General features: G+C 65.4%; 15 protein-coding genes. 7 read left to right on the top strand and 8 right to left on the bottom strand.

Features of this window, described 5'->3' with window-relative positions:
- Positions 1-33 precede the first annotated feature (33 nt).
- A complete protein-coding gene (locus AC1DE3_RS25700; RefSeq protein WP_476780759.1) occupies positions 34-1104 on the bottom strand; it encodes an aldose epimerase family protein in 1071 nt (356 codons plus the stop codon).
- A 17-nt stretch (positions 1105-1121) separates the two neighbouring features.
- Positions 1122-2048, bottom strand: coding sequence for a Gfo/Idh/MocA family protein (locus AC1DE3_RS25695; RefSeq protein WP_476780760.1), 927 nt, complete (start codon positions 2046-2048; stop codon positions 1122-1124).
- Between the two features lie 160 nt (positions 2049-2208).
- On the opposite strand from AC1DE3_RS25695, the gene AC1DE3_RS25690 reads away from it, so the two are divergent.
- From AC1DE3_RS25690 to AC1DE3_RS25665, 6 genes are all read left to right on the top strand, one after another.
- Positions 2209-3225: a LacI family DNA-binding transcriptional regulator gene (locus AC1DE3_RS25690; protein WP_476780761.1), complete on the top strand. Its 1017-nt coding sequence runs from the start codon at positions 2209-2211 to the stop codon at positions 3223-3225.
- A 62-nt stretch (positions 3226-3287) separates the two neighbouring features.
- Positions 3288-4532, top strand: coding sequence for an ABC transporter substrate-binding protein (locus tag AC1DE3_RS25685; RefSeq protein WP_476780762.1), 1245 nt, complete (start codon positions 3288-3290; stop codon positions 4530-4532).
- Positions 4533-4748: 216 nt separating this feature from the next.
- Positions 4749-5672 (top strand): carbohydrate ABC transporter permease, encoded by a 924-nt coding sequence (locus AC1DE3_RS25680; protein WP_476780763.1) that lies wholly within the window; start codon positions 4749-4751, stop codon positions 5670-5672.
- Positions 5669-6544, top strand: coding sequence for a carbohydrate ABC transporter permease (locus tag AC1DE3_RS25675; protein WP_476780764.1), 876 nt, complete (start codon positions 5669-5671; stop codon positions 6542-6544). Before AC1DE3_RS25680 ends, AC1DE3_RS25675 begins: the two co-directional genes overlap by 4 nt.
- A gap of 28 nt (positions 6545-6572) precedes the next feature.
- Positions 6573-8513 (top strand): glycoside hydrolase family 127 protein, encoded by a 1941-nt coding sequence (locus tag AC1DE3_RS25670; protein WP_476780765.1) that lies wholly within the window; start codon positions 6573-6575, stop codon positions 8511-8513.
- A complete protein-coding gene (locus tag AC1DE3_RS25665; RefSeq protein WP_441509721.1) occupies positions 8510-9601 on the top strand; it encodes an ABC transporter ATP-binding protein in 1092 nt (363 codons plus the stop codon). Before AC1DE3_RS25670 ends, AC1DE3_RS25665 begins: the two co-directional genes overlap by 4 nt.
- 235 nt (positions 9602-9836) lie before the next feature.
- Here AC1DE3_RS25665 and AC1DE3_RS25660 read toward each other — a convergent pair whose 3' ends face one another.
- The 6 genes from AC1DE3_RS25660 to AC1DE3_RS25635 are packed head-to-tail and all read right to left on the bottom strand — an operon-like array spanning position 9837 to position 16558.
- Positions 9837-10703, bottom strand: coding sequence for an ABC transporter permease (locus AC1DE3_RS25660; RefSeq protein WP_441509722.1), 867 nt, complete (start codon positions 10701-10703; stop codon positions 9837-9839).
- Positions 10700-11641 carry an ABC transporter permease gene (locus AC1DE3_RS25655; protein ID WP_476780766.1) on the bottom strand — a complete coding sequence of 314 codons (942 nt, stop codon included), beginning with the start codon at positions 11639-11641 and terminating at the stop codon, positions 10700-10702. Before AC1DE3_RS25655 ends, AC1DE3_RS25660 begins: the two co-directional genes overlap by 4 nt.
- A 27-nt stretch (positions 11642-11668) precedes the next feature.
- Entirely contained in the window at positions 11669-12349 is a 681-nt protein-coding gene (locus AC1DE3_RS25650; protein ID WP_441509724.1) for a DUF1028 domain-containing protein, read from the bottom strand.
- Between the two features lie 32 nt (positions 12350-12381).
- On the bottom strand, positions 12382-13689 hold the full coding sequence (locus tag AC1DE3_RS25645) for an NAD(P)/FAD-dependent oxidoreductase (RefSeq protein WP_476780767.1): 1308 nt from the start codon (positions 13687-13689) through the stop codon (positions 12382-12384).
- Positions 13686-15275, bottom strand: a complete 1590-nt coding sequence (locus AC1DE3_RS25640; RefSeq protein ID WP_476780768.1) for an ABC transporter substrate-binding protein — start codon at positions 15273-15275, stop codon at positions 13686-13688. The genes AC1DE3_RS25645 and AC1DE3_RS25640 overlap by 4 nt, the downstream gene beginning before the upstream one ends.
- Positions 15275-16558, bottom strand: coding sequence for a M20/M25/M40 family metallo-hydrolase (locus AC1DE3_RS25635; RefSeq protein ID WP_476780769.1), 1284 nt, complete (start codon positions 16556-16558; stop codon positions 15275-15277). Before AC1DE3_RS25635 ends, AC1DE3_RS25640 begins: the two co-directional genes overlap by 1 nt.
- Positions 16559-16683: 125 nt before the next feature.
- Here AC1DE3_RS25635 and AC1DE3_RS25630 point away from each other — a divergent pair, with 125 nt between their 5' ends.
- Positions 16684-17724, top strand: a complete 1041-nt coding sequence (locus AC1DE3_RS25630) for a LacI family DNA-binding transcriptional regulator (protein ID WP_476780770.1) — start codon at positions 16684-16686, stop codon at positions 17722-17724.
- Positions 17725-18289: the final 565 nt, after the last annotated feature.

Raw genomic sequence — 18289 nt, 5'->3', positions numbered from 1 at the left:
CGCTCGACGGCAACGACACAGCTTTTGGCGAACCTAGACCGTATGAAAACGAAAGGTCGTGCTGCGGCGGTAGGCTTCGCCTGCATCCAGTCTCGTGGACGGATAGTCCGGCCGGTTGGGTGCGTTTGGCCAAGCTTGTGGTTCAAGACAGAAGGCCTCGGACTGGCGATGGAGGCGCCCGCCTTTCCCTCCCGAACCGCCATCGAGAAAGTTGCCCGAGTAGAACTGTAGGCCAGGCTGGTCGGTGATCAGGTCGAGGGCACGGCCGGAGACCGGGTCGACGACGCGGGCCGCGAGCCGCGGCGCGGCCGAGACCTCGTCGGCCAGGACGAAGCAGTGGTCGTATCCGCGAGCGCGCCGCAATTGTTCGTGGTCGGCGCGGATGGCGGCGCCGATCGTCCGTGGCGAGCGGAAGTCGAATGGTGTACCGGCGACATTCGCTGGTGCGCCGAGCGGGATCAGGCCGGCATCGACCGGCAGATAGCGATTGGCGAACAGCGTCAGTTCGTGATCCAGGATGTCGCCGCCGCCGACCGCCCCGCCGAGGTTGAAGTAGCCGTGATGCGTCAGGCTGAGGATCGTCGGGCGATCGGCCGTCGCCTCGAATGCGATCGTCAGTTCCTGCGGGCCGGTGAGCCGGAAATGGACCCGCGCCGCCAGGGCGCCCGGAAAGCCGCCCGCCCCATCCGGGCTCGTATGGCTGAGCGTCAGCGACGGCATCGGGTCGCAACCGATGCTCTCGACGGTCCAGAGCATCCGGTCAAAGCCATCCGCGCCACCATGCAGAGTGTTCCTGCCGTCATTGGCGTCGAGTTCGTGCCGGACGCCGTCGAGCGTGAAGGTCGCGCCGGCGATGCGGTTGGCATAGCGCCCGACCGTCGCCCCGAAGAAATCCCGCCGCGTCAGATAGGGCTCCAGCGTGTCGTGGCCGAGTACCACGTCGTCGCACCGCCCGTCGCGATGCGGCGCCCAGAGAGCCTGCACGGCCGCGCCCCAGGTGATGATCGAGGTGGCGAAGCCGGCCTCGCCGCGAAGCGTGATGCGCTCGACCGGGCGCCCGTCGGGCAGGTCCCCAAAAACATCGCGCGAAATAGGCTCCGACATCTCGGGCAACCTCGTTCTCACCACGCGAAATCTTCGACGATGGATCGCCGGCCGAGCATGAACGCGTCGGCCAGCAGCGCCAGCGGCACAGTATCGACATCGCTGGCGCCGGAGCGGACCAGCTCGACGAAGCGGTGATAGACGCCGCGATACTCCTGCTCCGGCTCGTCGACGAGAGCCTCGCCATTATGGCTCAGCTGGACTCCGCCCGCGCTCAGCACGAGGCGACCCACATCGGTCTCGACCTCGATGGACCAGATCTGCTCGCCGCTCTGGCGAAAATCGAATACTGCGTGGATCGGCAAGCCCGACGCGGTCGCGAGTTCGAGTTCCGCCGCGATGGGCGCTTCCCGGTTGGCCGGGAAATCCAGTTTGGCGCCGGCCATGAAGACCGGCTCAGGCAGGATCGCCGTCAGGATCGAGAGCGTATTGATGCCGGGGTCGAACACGCCAAGGCCGCCGGGCTCGAAGATCCAGTCCTGCCCCGGGTGCCAGACGCGAACATCCTCCTTCCAGAGAATCGTGACGCGGCAGGCCCGATGCCGCGCCAGAACGGCGCGCGCCGGCTCGACCGCGGGAGCGAAGCGCGAATGCCAGGCGGCGAAGAGCGTCCGACCCCGCTGCTCCGCCAGCATCCTCAAGGGAGCGAGCTCGCTCACGGCAGCGCCGGGCGGTTTCTCCAGCAGGACATGCTTTCCGGCAGCGAGCGCCGCCAGCGCTTGATCGCGCCGCGGCATGGGCGGCGTGCATAGCGCGACCGCATCGACATCGGCGACGTCGGCCAGAAGCTCCTCGACCGTCGCGAAACCATCGACGCCATCCAGACGCGCATTGCGGCTCGCCACCGCGACGAGCTCGATTCCGGGCGTGGCCGCGATCGCCGGCAGGTGCTGGTCGCGCGCGATCTTGCCGAGCCCGACCAGGGCGAGACGGATCGGTTTCATGCGCTTGGTCAAGTTCGGGAGGAATTCGCGGCGCCGGACGGCAGGCACAAGAGCCCAGGGCACCCGCAGGAATCAGAAGAACTGCAATCGAGATTGAGAAAGCGGTTTCTCATTGCGCATATCTTTGGTAAGCCACTTGAGAAACCGGTTTCTCAGGTCAATGCGGCGAATGTCAAGCACAGTGTCGAGCGAGCGGGTGACGATTTACGACGTGGCGCAAGCTGCGCGCGTCAGCACCGCCACGGCCTCGAAGGCGCTCAACGACACCGGGCGCGTCTCCCTCGAAACGCGCGACCGCATCAAGCGAGTCGCTCGGGAGCTCGGCTTCCGGCCCAACGCTCTGGCGCGAAGTCTGACACGCAAGCGCAGCTTCAGCGTCGGCTTGCTGACGAACGATACCTATGGCCGTTTCACCCTGCCGCTGATGGCCGGGATCTCAGAAGGGCTGATCGACCACGGCGTATCGGTCTTCCTCTGCGCGATCGGTGACAATCCCGACCTCGCCAGGATTCATGTCGATGCCATGCTCGACAAGCAGGTCGACGGTATCATCGCGACCGGCAAGCGCATCGACAAGCCGCTGCCGGTGGATCTCGCCCATCTTTCCGTGCCCGTCGTCTATGCGCTGACCGCCGGCCCGAGCGATGGTGTCACACTGGTCCCGGATGACCACCAGGGTGCGACGGCGGCGGCGAATCATCTGCTGGCTCAAGGGCGCCGTCGTATCGCCCATATCACCGGCCCGTCCGAATTCGAGGTGGTGCATGAACGGGCGCTCGCCTGCACGCAGGCGCTCGCAGAGGCCGGGGTCTCGGCCGAGGACAAGGTCCTGTTCGGCTCTTGGTCCGAGCATTGGGGCCATCAGGCGGTCGAGGCCCTATGGTCTGGCAACGAGAAACCGGACGGCATCTTCTGCGGCAATGACCAGATCGCACGGGGCGTGGTGGACGCGCTGCGCGAGCGCGGGGTGAACGTGCCCCGCGACGTCTCGGTGGTCGGCTTCGACAATTGGGAGATCGTCGCCAAGGAGACGCGCCCGCCGCTGACGACGGTCGATATGAACCTGAAGGAACTGGGCCGGCAGGCCGGGCTGGCGTTGGTGCGGCTGGTCAATGGCGAGGCGATCGAAACAGGAGTCTGGAAGCTACCCTGCAGCCTGATCATACGCTCGTCCTAGCGAGCCCCATACGCGAACAAAAACGGCCACAAAAACCAGGGCCGCAATCGGAGGAGACACAGATGAAGGGATTCAAGGCAGCCTTGCTCGCCCTCGTTGCCGTGCAGGCATCGGCCGGCACAGCCCTGGCACAGCAGAAACTGACGATGTGGTCGCGCTCAAGCAGCGAGGCCTTCATGCCTTCGCTGGTGAAGGCGTTCAACGCCGCACACAAGACGCAGATCGAGCTGCAGATCGTCCCGAATACCGAGATGGTGCAGAAATACGCGATCTCGGCTGCCGGTGGCTCGGCGCCGGACCTGCTCTCGCTCGATCTCGTCTATACGCCGGCCTTCGCCGCGTCCGGGCAACTCGAGGACCTGACCGACCTGGTAAAGGGCTTCCCCTTCTTCGACCAGCTCTCCAAGGCTCATCTCGGAGCCGGAACCTATGAAGGCCGGATCTACGGCGTGCCGATGTCGGCCGACGCTTCGGTGATGCTCTGGAACAAGAAGCTGTTCAAGCAGGCCGGCCTCGACCCCGAGAAGGGTCCCACCAACTGGGCCGAGATCGAGGACTATGCCGGCAAGGTCAACGCGATCGGCAGCGACATACGCGGCTTCTATTTCTCCGGTGCCTGCGGTGGCTGTAACGCCTTCACCTTCATGCCGCTGGTCTGGGCATCAGGCGGCCAGATCCTGTCCGATGGCGGCAAGAAGGCGACGTTAAACACGCCGCAGATGCACGATGCGGTGGCGCTCTATCGCGGCCTCGTCGCCAAGGGCTATGTGCCCGAGAGCGCCAAGACCGATCCCGGCTCGAATTTCTTCGGCGGCTTCGCCACTGACCGGATCGGTATGTCGCCGATCGGGGCGTTCGCGATCGGCAATCTCGTCAAGAACTACCCCAAGGTGGAGTTCGGCGTGACCTTCCTGCCGGGCAAAACCGGCGGCAAAGCCTCGTTCGCCGGCGGCGATAATTTCGTGGTCACCGCGGGTCGCAAAAACCTCCCCGCCGTGAAGGAATTCCTGACCTTCGTCTATTCCCTCGAAGGCCAGACCCTGCTGGCCAAGCTCGGTAGCCTGCCGACGCGGGCCGACGTCGCGCCCGAGGCGGTGAAGGACCTCGACCAGCGCTATCTGATCGCGACCGAAGCGATGAAGATTGGCCGGACGCCTTCGTCGCCGGTCTACAACGACATCATCAACAGCAGTACTGGCCCGTGGAAGCAGATGCTCAACGAGGTGTTCTTCGGCAACGATGTGCAGGGCTCGCTCGTCAAGGCCGAGAAGACGATGCAGTCGATCATCGACCAGTCGGGGAAGTAAGCGGGCGATAGCTCGCCGCCCTCGTCGTTCCGGGGCGCTGCGCAGCAGCGAGCCCGGAACCCAGAACCGATGCGTCCGATGGGGAGGCTGCGGATGACGCTCGACTTCAATTCCGATGACATCGGCTCTGGGTTCCAGGCCCGGCCCTGCGAGCCGTCCCGGAATGACGCAGCGCCTGCCGGAGCCCGCCCTCCAAACCTTGCCGGATCATTCGAGATGACCCAGCCCGTTCCCGCCCTGCAACGATCCGCCACGCGGCGCGGCTCGCGCCTGCGCCGCCAGCAAATGGCCGGGCTGCTGTTCGTGGCGCCCGCGGTGCTGCTCGTGACTGTCTTTTTCCTCGTCCCGCTCGGGATGGCGTTCTGGATGTCGCTGCACAACTGGCCGCTGCTCGGCCGGCCGCGCTTCATCGGCCTCGCCAACTACCTCAACCTCATGGGCGACCAGCGCTTCTGGAACGCGATGCGTTTCACCGGCTATTACACGGTGATCGTCACCATCGCGATCTTCGCCGTCGCCTTCCCTCTCGCGCTCTTCGCCGAAAAGGCGCGGCCGCTGATCAAGCTCTACCGCACGGCGATCTTCCTGCCCGTCGTGATCGGCTTCGGCTCGGCGAGCCTGCTCTGGGCCTGGTTGATGAATGTCGATGTCGGCCTGTTCTCGCCGCTGGCCTACCGGCTTGGGCTGACGGAAAGGCCGGTCAATCTCCTCGCTTCCTTTGACACGACTTTCTGGTCGATCACCGCCATGGTCGTGTGGAAGACGGCCGGCTTCAACATGATCATTCTGCTCACCGGTCTGCAGGGCATCTCCTCGGAGGTCCAGGAGGCGGCGCGCATGGATGGCGCCTCGTCCTGGCAGCGCTTCCGCCGCATCACCCTGCCGCTCATGCGGCGGACGATCGCCTTGGCGCTGATCCTCTCGGTAGCCGGTTCGATGCTTGCGTTCGACCAGTTCTACATCATCGCCGATGGCGGGCCGCAGAACAGCACGGTCACCGCCGTCTACTGGATCTTCAGCCAATCCTTCGTCTCCTTCCGCCTCGGCTACGGCGCGGCGATGTCGATGGTGCTGCTGCTCATCCTCGTCACCATCAGCGTCGTGCAACTGCGCCTGCTGCGTACGCCGGAGGGCGCATGATGTCCGCGCGCCAGGTCCGTAAGGTGGCCACTGCTCGACGCCGCCTTTTCGCCGCGACGCGCTATCATGCGATCGGCCTGTTCATATCGCTCCTCTTCATCGCGCCTATCGCCTGGAGCGCACTGGTCTCGTTCAAATCCTCGGCGGAAGCCGCGCGCCCGCCGCTGCCGCCCTGGCCAGTCGAGGGCTTCAGCACGCAAAGCTACGAGAATCTGGCGAAATACGGCGTCGGCATCTGGACCTATGCCGGCAACAGCCTGATCGTTGCCGCGGCGACCGTGGTCGTCACGGTCATTATCAGCCTGCTGGCGGGCTATGGCTTCTCGCGCTTCAAGTTCCCGCTGAAGAACGTCCTGTTCGTGCTGATCATCTCGACGGTGATGATCCCGTTCCAGTCGATCCTGACGCCGCTCTTCCTGATCCTGACCAAGCTCGGCCTGCAAAACACGCTCCCCGGCATCGTCCTGATCTATGTGACGCTGCATCTGCCGTTCTCGATTTTCATGATGCGCAACGCCTTCGACGCCGTGCCGAAGGAGATCGAGGACGCCGCCCGCGTCGATGGCGCCTCGGTCCTGCTGATGCTGCGCAAGGTGATGCTGCCGCTCGTGCTGCCGGGCGTGGCGACGGTCGCGATCTTCGCCTTCCTGGCCTCCTGGAACGAGTTCCTGGCAGCGCTGATCCTGCTGACCGATCAGAAGAAATACACCCTGCCGGTGATGATGGCGGCCGTCCGTTCCGGGCAGTTCGGCACCATCGACTGGGGCGCGGTCCAGTCCGGCGTGATGCTGATGATGGCGCCGTGCCTCGCACTTTTCCTTCTGCTGCAGCGCTACTACATCCGCGGGCTCACCGCGGGCGCCGTCAAGTGAACCTTCTCGACAACCAAGCGGTGACATCATGACCTCTCACGACCAGCCCCGGGCCAGCGGCTACAGGCCGCCAGCCGTGCCCGACGTCGATGTTCGCGGCTTCTGGGGCGAGCGCATCGACGCCGTCGCCGACAGGACGGCGATGATCCTCTATGACCGCTGCGTCGCGGCCGGCATGTTCGACCAGATCGATCCGGCCCGGCCGGTGCCGCCGGTGAAGATGCCCTGGCACATGCGCGCGGATGGCGCACCCGACACCGTCAACGTCCAGATGTTCTGGGATTCGGACGTCGCCAAGGTGATCGAGACTGCGGCTTATGCGCTCTACCGCAAGCCCAATGCCGATCTCGAAGCGAAGATGGACGCGATTATCGAGATGTTCGCAGGCCTCCAGCAGCCGGACGGCTACATGAACTCTTGGTTCGTCAGGATGCAGCCGGGCCGGCGCTGGACCAATCTGCGCGACTGCCACGAGCTCTATTGCGCCGGCCATCTGATGGAAGCGGCGGTGGCCTATTTCCACGCCACCGGCAGGCGCAGGCTGCTCGACGTGATGTGCCGCTATGCCGACCATATCGACGCAACCTTCGGGCCGAAGCCCGGCCAGAAGCCCGGCTATTGCGGGCATGAGGAGATCGAGCTCGCGCTGATCCGGCTCGGTCGCGCCACCGGCGAGCAGCGCTATCTCGACCTCGCGCGCTATTTCGTCGAGCAGCGTGGCCAGCAGCCGCATTACTTTGATGTCGAGGCGGCGGCGCGCGGCGTCGATCCCGCCCAATGGCGCCACAAGACCTATCTCTACAACCAGTCGCATCTGCCGGTGCGCGACCAGGGCAAGGTCGTCGGCCATGCGGTTCGGGCCATGTATCTCTATTCCGGCATGGCCGATGTCGCGACCGAGTTCGGCGACGACAGCCTGACGGCGGCGCTGGGCGGGCTCTGGGAGGACCTGACCTCCAAGCAGATGTATGTCACCGGTGGCATCGGCCCGGCGGCCAGCAACGAAGGCTTCACCGACTATTACGACCTGCCCAACGAAAGCGCCTATGCCGAGACCTGCGCGGCGGTGGCGCTGGCGATGTGGGCGAGCCGCATGCTCGGGCGCGGGCCGGATCGGCGCTACGCCGACATCATGGAGCAGGCGCTCTACAACGGCGCGCTGTCGGGGCTTTCGATCGACGGATCGCGCTTCTTCTACGACAACCCGCTGGAGAGCCGCGGAGGCCATCATCGCTGGACATGGCATCGCTGCCCCTGCTGCCCGCCCAACATCGCCCGCACGGTGACGGCGATCGGCAGTTATATGTACGGCGTCTCGGCGGACGGAATCGCCGTGCATCTCTACGGCGCCAGCACGGCGCGGCTCAGTGTCGGCGCGGAGGTGGTGACGCTCACGCAGGATACGAACTATCCGGCTGACGGAAAGGTGGCCGTCACCATCGGGCTGGATCGGCCGGTGCAGTTCACCTTGTCCCTGCGGATGCCTGGCTGGTGCGGTCAAGCCTCCGTCACGCTGAATGGCGAGACTGTGCCGATGACGGAGGGCCGCGATGGCTATGTGCATCTCGCCCGTGAATGGAAGGATGGCGACCGGCTCGCGCTCGACCTGCCGATGCCGGTGCGCGCGCTCCATGCCCATCCGGCGGTCAAGGCCGATCTCGGCCGGGTCGCGATCGCGCGCGGGCCGCTGATCTATTGCGCCGAGGAGGTCGACAATGCCGCCGACCTCAACGCCCTGATCGCGCCGGCGGACCTCTCTGGCGCCAAGACGGTTCAGATGCCCGATCTCGGCGGGGCAGTGGCGATCGATCTCCCGGTGCGGCGCGAGCAATGGCCGCGACGGGAGGGGCGCCTCTACGATACGCATCCGCCGGATCATGCCGCGACGACGGCGCGCCTCGTGCCCTATCACCTCTGGGACAATCGCGAACCCGGCGAGATGCTGGTCTGGATCAGGGGCGGCCGATGAACGCGCAGCACGATCCGGCGCAGGACAAGGCCACCATCGAACTGAAGGGCGTGCGCAAGAGCTTCGGCTCGGTCGACGTCATCCATGACCTCGACCTCAAGGTCGAGGGCGGCGAATTCGTCGTCTTCGTCGGACCGTCCGGCTGCGGCAAGTCGACCTTGCTGCGCATGATCGCTGGGCTGGAAGAGGTCACCGACGGCGACATCCTGATCGCAGGCCGGGACGTGACGGATCTCGACCCGGCCAAGCGCGGGATCGCCATGGTCTTCCAGTCCTATGCGCTCTACCCGCATATGAGCGTACGCGAGAATCTGGCCTTCGGCCTGGAGATCGCAAAAACGCCTGCGGCCGAGATCCGGCGGCAGGTCGAGGCGGCGGCCGAGATCCTCAAGATCGGCCCCTTGCTGGAGCGCCGGCCCGGCCAACTTTCGGGCGGGCAGAGGCAGCGCGTCGCGATTGGACGCGCGATCGTGCGCAAACCGCTGGTCTTCCTCTTCGACGAGCCGCTCAGCAATCTCGATGCCGAGTTGCGCGTCAGCATGCGCGTCGAGATCGCGCGTCTGCATCGCGAACTCGGCAACACGATGATCTACGTCACGCACGACCAGACCGAAGCGATGACGCTGGCCGACCGCATCGTGGTGCTGCGTGACGGCAGGATCGAGCAGGTCGGCTCGCCCAGGGAGGTCTATGAGCATCCCGCCAATCTCTTCGTCGCGGGCTTCATCGGCTCGCCGCGCATGACCATCATCGACGCAACCTGCCTGACCGCGAACCGGGTCAGCATCGCAGGAACGGAGATCGCGCTCGACCGCCCCATGCCCGCCGCGCCGCAGGAGGCGATCAAGCTCGGCATCCGCCCTGAACACTGGGCGATCACGGACAGCCAGGACAATGCGCTGCCGGCACGGGTCGAGTTCGCCGAATATCTCGGCAGCACGCGATATGTTCATTGCAAACTCGCCAACGGAGACCTCGTCACCATCGAGCAGCGCGGCGGCCAGGACGCCAGGCCGGGCGAAAGCATCTGGTTGAGCTGCCACCAGCCGGCGCTGAAAATCTTCTCGATGTCCGGCGAGGCAAGGTGAACTGCATGGCGCAGAGACATTTTCCGCTGCCAATCGGCTGCGCCCGCCGGCGGTATCGAGCATGTGTCGAACATCTTGCAGGATGACGCCGAGCCAGGCGGCACTGCAAGGAGCAATGTTTGAAACTGTGGAGGCGGTCTTCAGAACGCCGGAGGTAACCGTCCGCTTTCGGGCAGAGCCCTAATGTCCGCAAATGGCGCCAGCCTGCCGTCTGTCCGCTCGGCTCGAAGCGTCTTTACCCGCGAAGTCTTGGATCAAGGATGTCGCGCAGGAAGTCACCCAGCACATTGGTCGCCAGGACGAGAGCGAAGATCACAAGGCTCGGGATGATCGCAACATGCGGCGCGAAGAAGAAGAAATTGATGCCTTGAGCCGCCATTGTTCCAAGCTCAGGCGCCGGCGGCTGCGTGCCGAGGCCGAGAAAGCCGAGCGAGGCTGCGAGGAGGATGGCCTGACCGAGCCGAAGCGTCAGGAAGACGACGATGGTCGAGAGGCAATTCGGCAGGATGTAGCGAACCAGCAGTCCTCTATCCGTCAGGCCGATGACCCGTCCGGCGGCGATATAGTCTTGTGCGATGACCGTCAGCGCCGCGCCGCGAGCGATCCGCGCCATGAGCGGGATGGTGGAGATCGCCAGTGCGATGATCACCGACTGCGTGCCCGCGCCGATGATCGCGGCGATCGCGAGCCCGAACAGAATGGCCGGGAACGAGAGCAGCACGTCCATCAGGCGCATGATCAGCCCGTCCAGCCGCGGATAGAACGCTGCCAGCATTCCCGCCGCGGTGCCCAGTGCGCCGCCGATGGCGATCGCGCAGAAGCCCATCAGACCGGTGAGCCGAAGGCCGAACAGAACGCGGCTGAAGATGTCTCGCCCCTGGCCGTCGGTGCCGAACCAATGGGCCGCGCTCGGGGGCTGCATCACCTGCGTCATCTCGATCCGAAGCGGGTCGTATGGCGCCAGGACCGGTGCGAACAGCGCCCCGGCTGCCAACACGACGAGCATGCCGAGGGCGGCGGCGGCAAGCGGATCGGCCGCGAGGCGTCGCAGCAGCCGCGCATGATTTCTCTGCGGAAGGGCGGAGCCCGGTACCAGTGTCATCGGGCCTGGATCCTCGGATCGAGCACGGCATAGAGCAGATCGACAATGATGTTGATCGCGATGAAACCGAGAGCCAGGGCGATGATCGCGCCCTGGGCCACAGGAAGGTCGTTGGCGACGATCGCGCCCACGGCGAGGCGGCCGACGCCCGGCCATGAGAAGATCGTCTCCGTGACGATGGCGCCGCCCATCAGATAGCCGATCTGGAGCCCGATCAACGTCGTCACCGGGATCATGGCATTGCGCAACGCATGGCGTCCGACGATCAGGCGCTCCTCCAACCCCTTGGCCCGCGCCGTCCGGATGTGGTCTGCCCCCAAGACCTCGAGCATGGAGGTGCGCGTGATCCGCGCGACCGGGCCGACGAAGATCAGGCCCAGGCATAGCGAGGGCAGCACCGCATGGCGAAAGCCGTCGAGGGTCCAGAGCGGGCCGCCGCGCCCGGTAAAGGGCAGCCATTGCATCTGGAAGCCGAAGATCCACAGCAGGACCATGCCGATCAGGAAGACGGGCAGGGAAATGCCGGCGACGGCCCCGCCGATGATCAGCCGGTCGAGGAAGCCGCCTCTCGCTACCGCGGCGGCGACACCGAGGAGGATCGCCAGCGGCACGGCCCAGACCAGGCAGAGGGCCATTAGCTCCAGCGTCGCCAGGAAAGAACGGGACAGTTCTTCCGCCACTGACATGTTGTTGACCAGCGATGTGCCGAGATCGCCTTGCAGGATGCTGCTGACATAGCGCAGGAATTGCTCCCAGAGCGGGCGGTCCAGCCCCATTTCGCTGCGAATCTGGGCGATGACCGCGGCGCTGGCCGTCGGCCCGGCGCGCACGGTTGCCGGATCCGACGGGACGAGGTTGAGCAGGGTGAACCCGATCAGCAGGACGCCAAAAACCACCGGGACCGCAAGCAGCAGGCGCTGCGCCGTGTATCTCAGCATGGGACTGCCTTTCGGGCTCGCTTGCGATCAGGCCTGAACCGGCTCGGGGGCCTGGCGAGGCTTGACGTCGTTCGGGCGCAGGACCTGCACGAGGAAGTGTTCGAGCTGCGGCTCATAGGCCTGCCAGAGCTGACGCAGCTTCGCCTGCGGCTCGGGCTCGAGGTCGACGCGCAGATCGACCAGCGGCCAGTCCTGCTCGTCGACGACGAGGAGAGCGGCCGACATGATCGGCTGCGTCTCGCCCCCCGCGGCCAGGCCGGCGTCGATCGCGCCCAGCAGTTTCTCGACGAACGGCACGCCAGCGGCGCCCTCGAAATATTCGACCATCGCCTTGGGCACGTCGCGGTTCGCGATCACGTTGCCGGTCGAGACGCAGTTGAAACCCTGATAGCCCGAATTGATCGAAGGGATCTTTGGCCCGGTATAAAATGCCGTTCCGCCGTTCCGGTCGATCGCTGCGACCTGGCGCTGATCAGGAAATTCGCTCTCGTCGATGAGGCGACGCACGGTCTCCTCGGCGCTGAGCCCGGCCGACAGGAAGTCGAGCCCCTTCGGGCCGAGGCGGATGTCGCTGCGGTGCTGCGAGGTCACGGCACCGACCTTGGCGCGGGCCCAGGGGCAGCGGTTTCCGACGGCAATGCTCGACGTGGCGATGCCGATGCCGAACATCCCCGTCTTTTCATCGCGGGCGATCAAAGAAAATGTCATCTCGTTCTCCTGAATTGAACAATGGGTCGGGATCAGCGGAGCCAGGACCGCGCCCTGTCCTGCAGTGACAGGGCCATGGTCATCGGCGCCATGAACCAGGGGATGCCGTTGTAGTAGGGACGGCTCGGCAGCTCCTGCCGGGCGAAATGGCTCGTCGAATGGCCGGACAGGACCAACTCGGCTGTGCAGCGGCCGAGATAGCTGCCCATCACGATCCCCGAGCCGTTGCACCCGAGCACATGATGAATGTTGCCCCGTCTGCCGATGTGCGGGATGCGGTCGAAAGTGAAGCCGACGCGGCCTTCCCAGGCATGGCTGACGCGAGCCTCGGCGAGCGAGGGAAAGGACTGCACCATCACCTGCTTGAGGCGCCGCGCGATCGCGACGGGGTCGACGCGGTCCACCTGCAGCGCCCTCCCGCCGACGAGCAGGCGCCGCCGATCGGGGCTGACGCGAAACGCGAATGCGAGCTTGCGCGTATCGTTGACCAGTTGCCCTCCTGGCAGAAGGCGCTCGACGACGCCCGCCGCCAGCGGTTCGGTTGCGATCATATGGCTCCCGACGGCGATGACGCGCCGGCGATACCAGGGCAGCTCGCGTCCGGTATAGGCGTTGGTCGCGAGAATGACGTCCCGAGCGCGGATATCGCCGGCCGCCGTCATGACCGAGGTGGTCCTGCCGCTCTCGGCCAACCCCGTCACCGGGGTCTGTTCGATGACCTGGACGCCCTGCGCGCGCGCGAGGCGCAGCAGGCCGAGATGGTACTTTGCGGGGTCGATGCCTCCATCCTCGGGCAGCGCCATCGCGCCGTGATAGAGATCGGTCACCACATGCGCGGCCAATCCGCCCTTGTCGATGGTCTGGGCCGGAATACCGAAGGTCGTGGTCAGGAAAGCCGCCTGGCGGCTGAGCAACTCCATGTCCCTCGCGGTCCAGGCGCAGATCAGCCGGCCCGACAACGAGAGGTCACAATCGATGTTCTCGTCGCGGATGAAGCCGCGGAACCAGCCATAGGCGCCCCAGGTCTCGCTGAGCAGCGCATGCGCCTTCTCCGCCCCGAAATCCCTGGCCAGCGCGGCGTAGCCCTGCCGCAGGCGACCGCCGATCATGCCGACGCTGCGCGTACTGGCCCCGTGGCCTGCGCTGCGAGACTCAATGACGACGACCTCGCGGCCGGCGCGGGCGAGCGCGATCGCCGCCGAGAGGCCTGCATAGCCGGAGCCGACGATGACGACATCGGCCTCGGCAGGGGCCGGCTGGCGAGCGGCCGTGCCCTGGGGCACGGCCTCCCACCAATAAGGCTCGGCCTTGAAGCCTTCCGCCAGCAGGGTTCCGCTCACTTCGCGATCTCGATGTCGAGGCCCTTGTAGACGGCGCTGTTGTAGATGCCATGTACATCGACGCCCTTGACCCGCCTGGTCGAGAACAGGAACAGGCGCTCGTGCACCAGGGGGATCAGGAGGGCCTGGTCGGCCACGATCTTCTGGACGGCGGCATAGGCTTCTGCCTTCTTCGTCGCATCGAGGCTGGTCTGGCCGGCCGCGAGTAGATCGTCCGTGGTCTTGTCCTTCCAGTTAAATCGGTTTGGCGCCGGCACGTTGGCGGAATGGAACATCATCAGCACCTCGCCCGCCGTGGCGTAGGGGGAGAACAGGGCGTAGCCGTCGAAGTCCGGCGAGGTGTTGATCTGTGCCATCGCGGCCGCGGGCTCGACCAGGACGAGCTTCAGGTCGATTCCGACCTGCTTCATGTAGCCCTGGATGGCCTCCAGGCGGGACCGCCACCCGGCCGTGCCAGCGGCCAGGATCGAAGGCGCGAGACGCTCGCCGTCCTTGTAGCGGAAGCCGTCATTGCCGAGTTTCCAGCCGGCTTCGTCCAGCAGCGCCTTGGCCTTCGTCGGATTGTAGCCCGCCTCGGTCGCGCCCGAATAGTCGATGGTGCCGGGGCTGACGAGCGTCTTTGCAGGCCGGGCCTGGCCGAACCACATGCTCTTGGCGAGAGCCTCACGGTCGACCGCCAGGATCATCGCCTGACGGACGCGCAGGTCGCTCGTCATCTTGCGGTTCGGACGCAGGCCCAGATAGGCGGAATAGTTCGAGATGCGCGGCTCGGCCTTGGTTAGCATCGGGAGCTTGCTGAGCTGATCGATCGACCATTCCGGCAGGACATAGGAGATGTCGCCCGCGCCCGTCTGCATCGCGGCCAGGATCGCGCTCTCCTCGGGAATGACGCGCCAGACAATGGCCTCGACCTTGGCCGGGCCCTTGTTGTCGTAGATCGCCGGCCCCCATTTGTAGGCGTCGTGGCGGGTCAGCACGAACTGGTCGCGCGGACGCCACTCGCCCCAGCAGAATGGGCCGGTGCCGTTCAGGCCCTTGACGCCGAAATCGGCGCCCAGCTTCTCGACATTGGCGCGGTCGATGATCGAGCCGAAGCTCTGCGCGAGGTGAAGCAGGAGCTCGTTGTGCGGCTCCTTCAGCGTGTAGATGACCGTCGTGTCGTCCTTGGCCGTGATGTCGGCGACCTTGCCGAGGCGCCAGGCGGCCGGGGACCGTGTCTCGGGCGCGATCAGACGCTTCAGCGAATAGACGACATCGGCGGCCGTGAGCGGCTTGCCATCGCAGAACTTCACGTCGTCGCGCAGATTGAATGTATAGGTCAGGCCGTCACCGGACAGGGTCCACGACTTCGCCAGCAGGGGATGGAGCGTCTTTTGGTCGTCCTCGACCGAGACCAGCGTGTCCGCCATCATGAACAGGATCTCGGCTGCGCCGCGGCCGGTCGACTTGTGCGGGTCGAAGCCGACGGAATCGTTCCTGACCAGGATGGTCGCCGTCCGCTCCTTCGCCGGCGGATTGGCTGCCGGTGCCGGCAGGGCGCCGAGAAGAAGCGCCGCTGCGATAAGACAAGCCCGAGCCATAGCCATTATTCTCCTCCATTATTGGTTGCGAGATAGTCGATTGCCGACAGCGCATGGACGCGCAGAACGGCGAAAAGCTCGTCGAGCGTGACGTGCTCTTCGCGGTGGCCCATCGTCTTGGGAGAGGGGCCGTAGAGATAGGCCGGAACCCCGCGCCAGCGCCAATAGCGAGCGTCCGAACCGCCGAGGCTGACGATCGGCACCGCCTCCCGCCCGGTCACCTGCCGTGTGTTGGCGCGCAAGATGCCGGCCATGTCGCCCTCGGGGTCGCACCAGCTCGAGGGATAGCTGTGGTCCGGCCGCGTCTCCCGCGTCACCATCGGATAGCGGGCGATAATGCCGGCGAGTTCGCTCTCGACCCGCTCGATGCTCAGGCCGGGCGGCATCCGGACCTCGACTTCGAGCAGGCACTCGTCCGGCAGCATGTTGACCTTGAGCCCGCCGCGGATCACCCCGATATTCACCGTCGTGCGGTCGGCGATGTCGGCCGCGCCGTCGCCGAGGCTGATGTTCATCGCCTCACGTGCCGGCGCGGAGCCGATCACGGCACTGACCGTTTCCGGCAGTTCGGGCAGGAGCTCCGCTAGCGCCTCCAGATCCGTCGCCAAACGACAGGCAATCTTGATCGCGCTCTCGCTGAGATGCGGGTAGGCGCCATGGGCTCCGCGGGTGCGAACCGTCAGCGCCATCCGCAGTGCGCCCTTTTCCCCGAAGCGCAGCGTGGCGAGCCCGCTCGGCTCGCCGTTGAGGCAGCAATCGCCGATCACCTCTTCGGGGATTGACTCCATGAGGTGGCGCGTGCCGTAGCGGCCGCCGGTCTCCTCGTCGGACACCACCGTCAGCGTCAGGCGTCCACGCAGCACCGGCATCAGCTCGGCAAGGTAGCGGTAGGTGTAGATCGAGGCCGTCGTACCGCATTTCATATCCGCGGCGCCGCGCCCGTATATGCGGCCGTCGGTGACTTCGCCGCTCCATTGGCTGCGCTGTCCCGGCAATTCCTCGATCGCTGGGAAGACGTCCATATGCCCGTTCAGGACGAGGTGTCGCCCCGGTTGCGCCGCCGAGACCGAGCCGACGATGTTGGGCAGATGCTCCTGGGCGCTCAACACGCGAAACGGCAATCCGCGTTCGGTGAGGAAGCGCTCCACATGGGCGCTAGCGAGCCGCGTATCGCCGGGAGGGTTCGGCGACTTGGCCTGCAGGAACGCCGAGAGGAAGGCGATGATCTCTTCGCGATCACGCTCGATCCAACCGAGCACGCGCTGCTTCAAACTATCTGCTTCGGTCACGATAAATCCGCTTGTTAGCGCTAACGTTATCGCTAACATCCAGGTTTATGTTTTGCCCGCTGTCAAGTAGGGTACGACTCAAACAGCCTCAACGATGCGCAAAAGGCGTGCAGCAGAGCCGATCAATGAACCATGATCCCGTGAAGCGACTACCGGGCTGGGCCACCATGTCCGATGTCGCGCATGCCGCCGGCGTCTCGCTTATGACGGTCTCGCGCGTCTACAAGAACCCGTCCGCCGTGAGCGCCGGGACGCGCGCGCGCGTGTTGAACGAAGGCGAGCGCCTGGGCTTCGTTCCGAACATGCTCGCCGGCAATCTCGCCTCGGGCCGCAGCGCCATGATCGGGATCGTCGTGCCATCCCTGCGCAACTCCAATAACGCCAACAGCATTCAGGGCATGGCTGATCGCCTCAGGCAGGCCTCCTATCAGTTCATGATCACAAACACCGGCTATTCGCCGGATGCGGAGGCCTCGGCGGTAGAGGCGTTCATCCGCCGGCGCCCGGACGGCCTCGTGCTGACGGGCACCCGCCACAGCGATGAGACCTACGCGCTGCTGCGCGGCTCCGGCCTACCCGTGGTCGAGGTCTGGGAGACTGAAGGGCCGATCATCGACATGGCGACAGGGTTCCGAAACCGCGAGGCGGGAACCGAGATTGCGAACTACCTGATCGCCAGGGGCTACGATCGGATCGGATATGTCGACTACCCCGTATCCGGCCTGCGGCGCTACGAGGCCCGCCGAGACGGAGCGCTGGAAGCGCTGCGTCAGGCGGGCCTGCCGGCCGATATCGTGGTTTCACCCGTGTCTTCGGACGGGACGGAGGATGCATCTAGCTTTCGTGGAGGAGCGAGCGGGCTGCAGCAGTTGCTCGATGCTGGCGGTGTGCGGGCCGTGCTCTGCGCATCGGATCTCCTGGCCGTCGGTGTCATCTTCGAGGCGCAACGCCGCGGCATGCGGATCCCGGAGGATCTCGCCGTTGCAGGATTTGGCGACTTCGAGATCGCGGCCGAGATCCCTCCCGGTCTGACGACCATCAGGACCCAAGGCTATCAGATGGGTTGGGCGGCCGCTGACATGCTGATCTGCCGCATCGAGGGCTCGCCGATCGATGCGGCGATCAAGAATGTAGATTATGCTCTTGTACAGAGAGGCAGCGCCTGAGCGAGCTGGGTTGCAGGTAATTTAGCCGGCCCGGCACTACGCCCGATGGCCGCTGGTATTTTGGCTGCCGCCGTCGTGTTTGTGGGCGCGAATTCGGCCTCCGCAACTGGGTGCAATGCGCATCGCGTCCCGCACCGGGAAGGTCCGGTTTCGGACGAGGAGCTAGGGTTCGGTTCTGGCGCAAGTGGCGCTTTTGCGATGTCCGGAACGCCGCATCACGGGAAAGGCGGGCAGCACGCCACCTAATTTCTTGGCAATAACCCCCTTCCAATTCAGATTCTTAACAAGCGTTTGGTGGTCTTTGCTGCTGAATGCCGCATCGTTCCTTCCTTCATGGCGCGACGATCTCGCCAAATGTTAGGCCCGCACTCTACCGATTTTGCGGTCTCAAGGTGTCACGAGCCGACACGCACGGTTATGCGTGGCCTCGGTCGCCTTTACCCGTTGAACGGGCGTCGGATCCGAGGCCTAATGCCGGGCTGGACGGTGAAACCTGCATACGAACAGACAGAGCTGCGACGAGCTCATCTCCTGCCAGACAGGACAAAGATTTTGCGATTCCTTG

It is taken from the genome of Allobosea sp. 10L417 (genome assembly GCF_056395485.1).
This window is presented reverse-complemented; position numbering and strand designations above follow the sequence as displayed.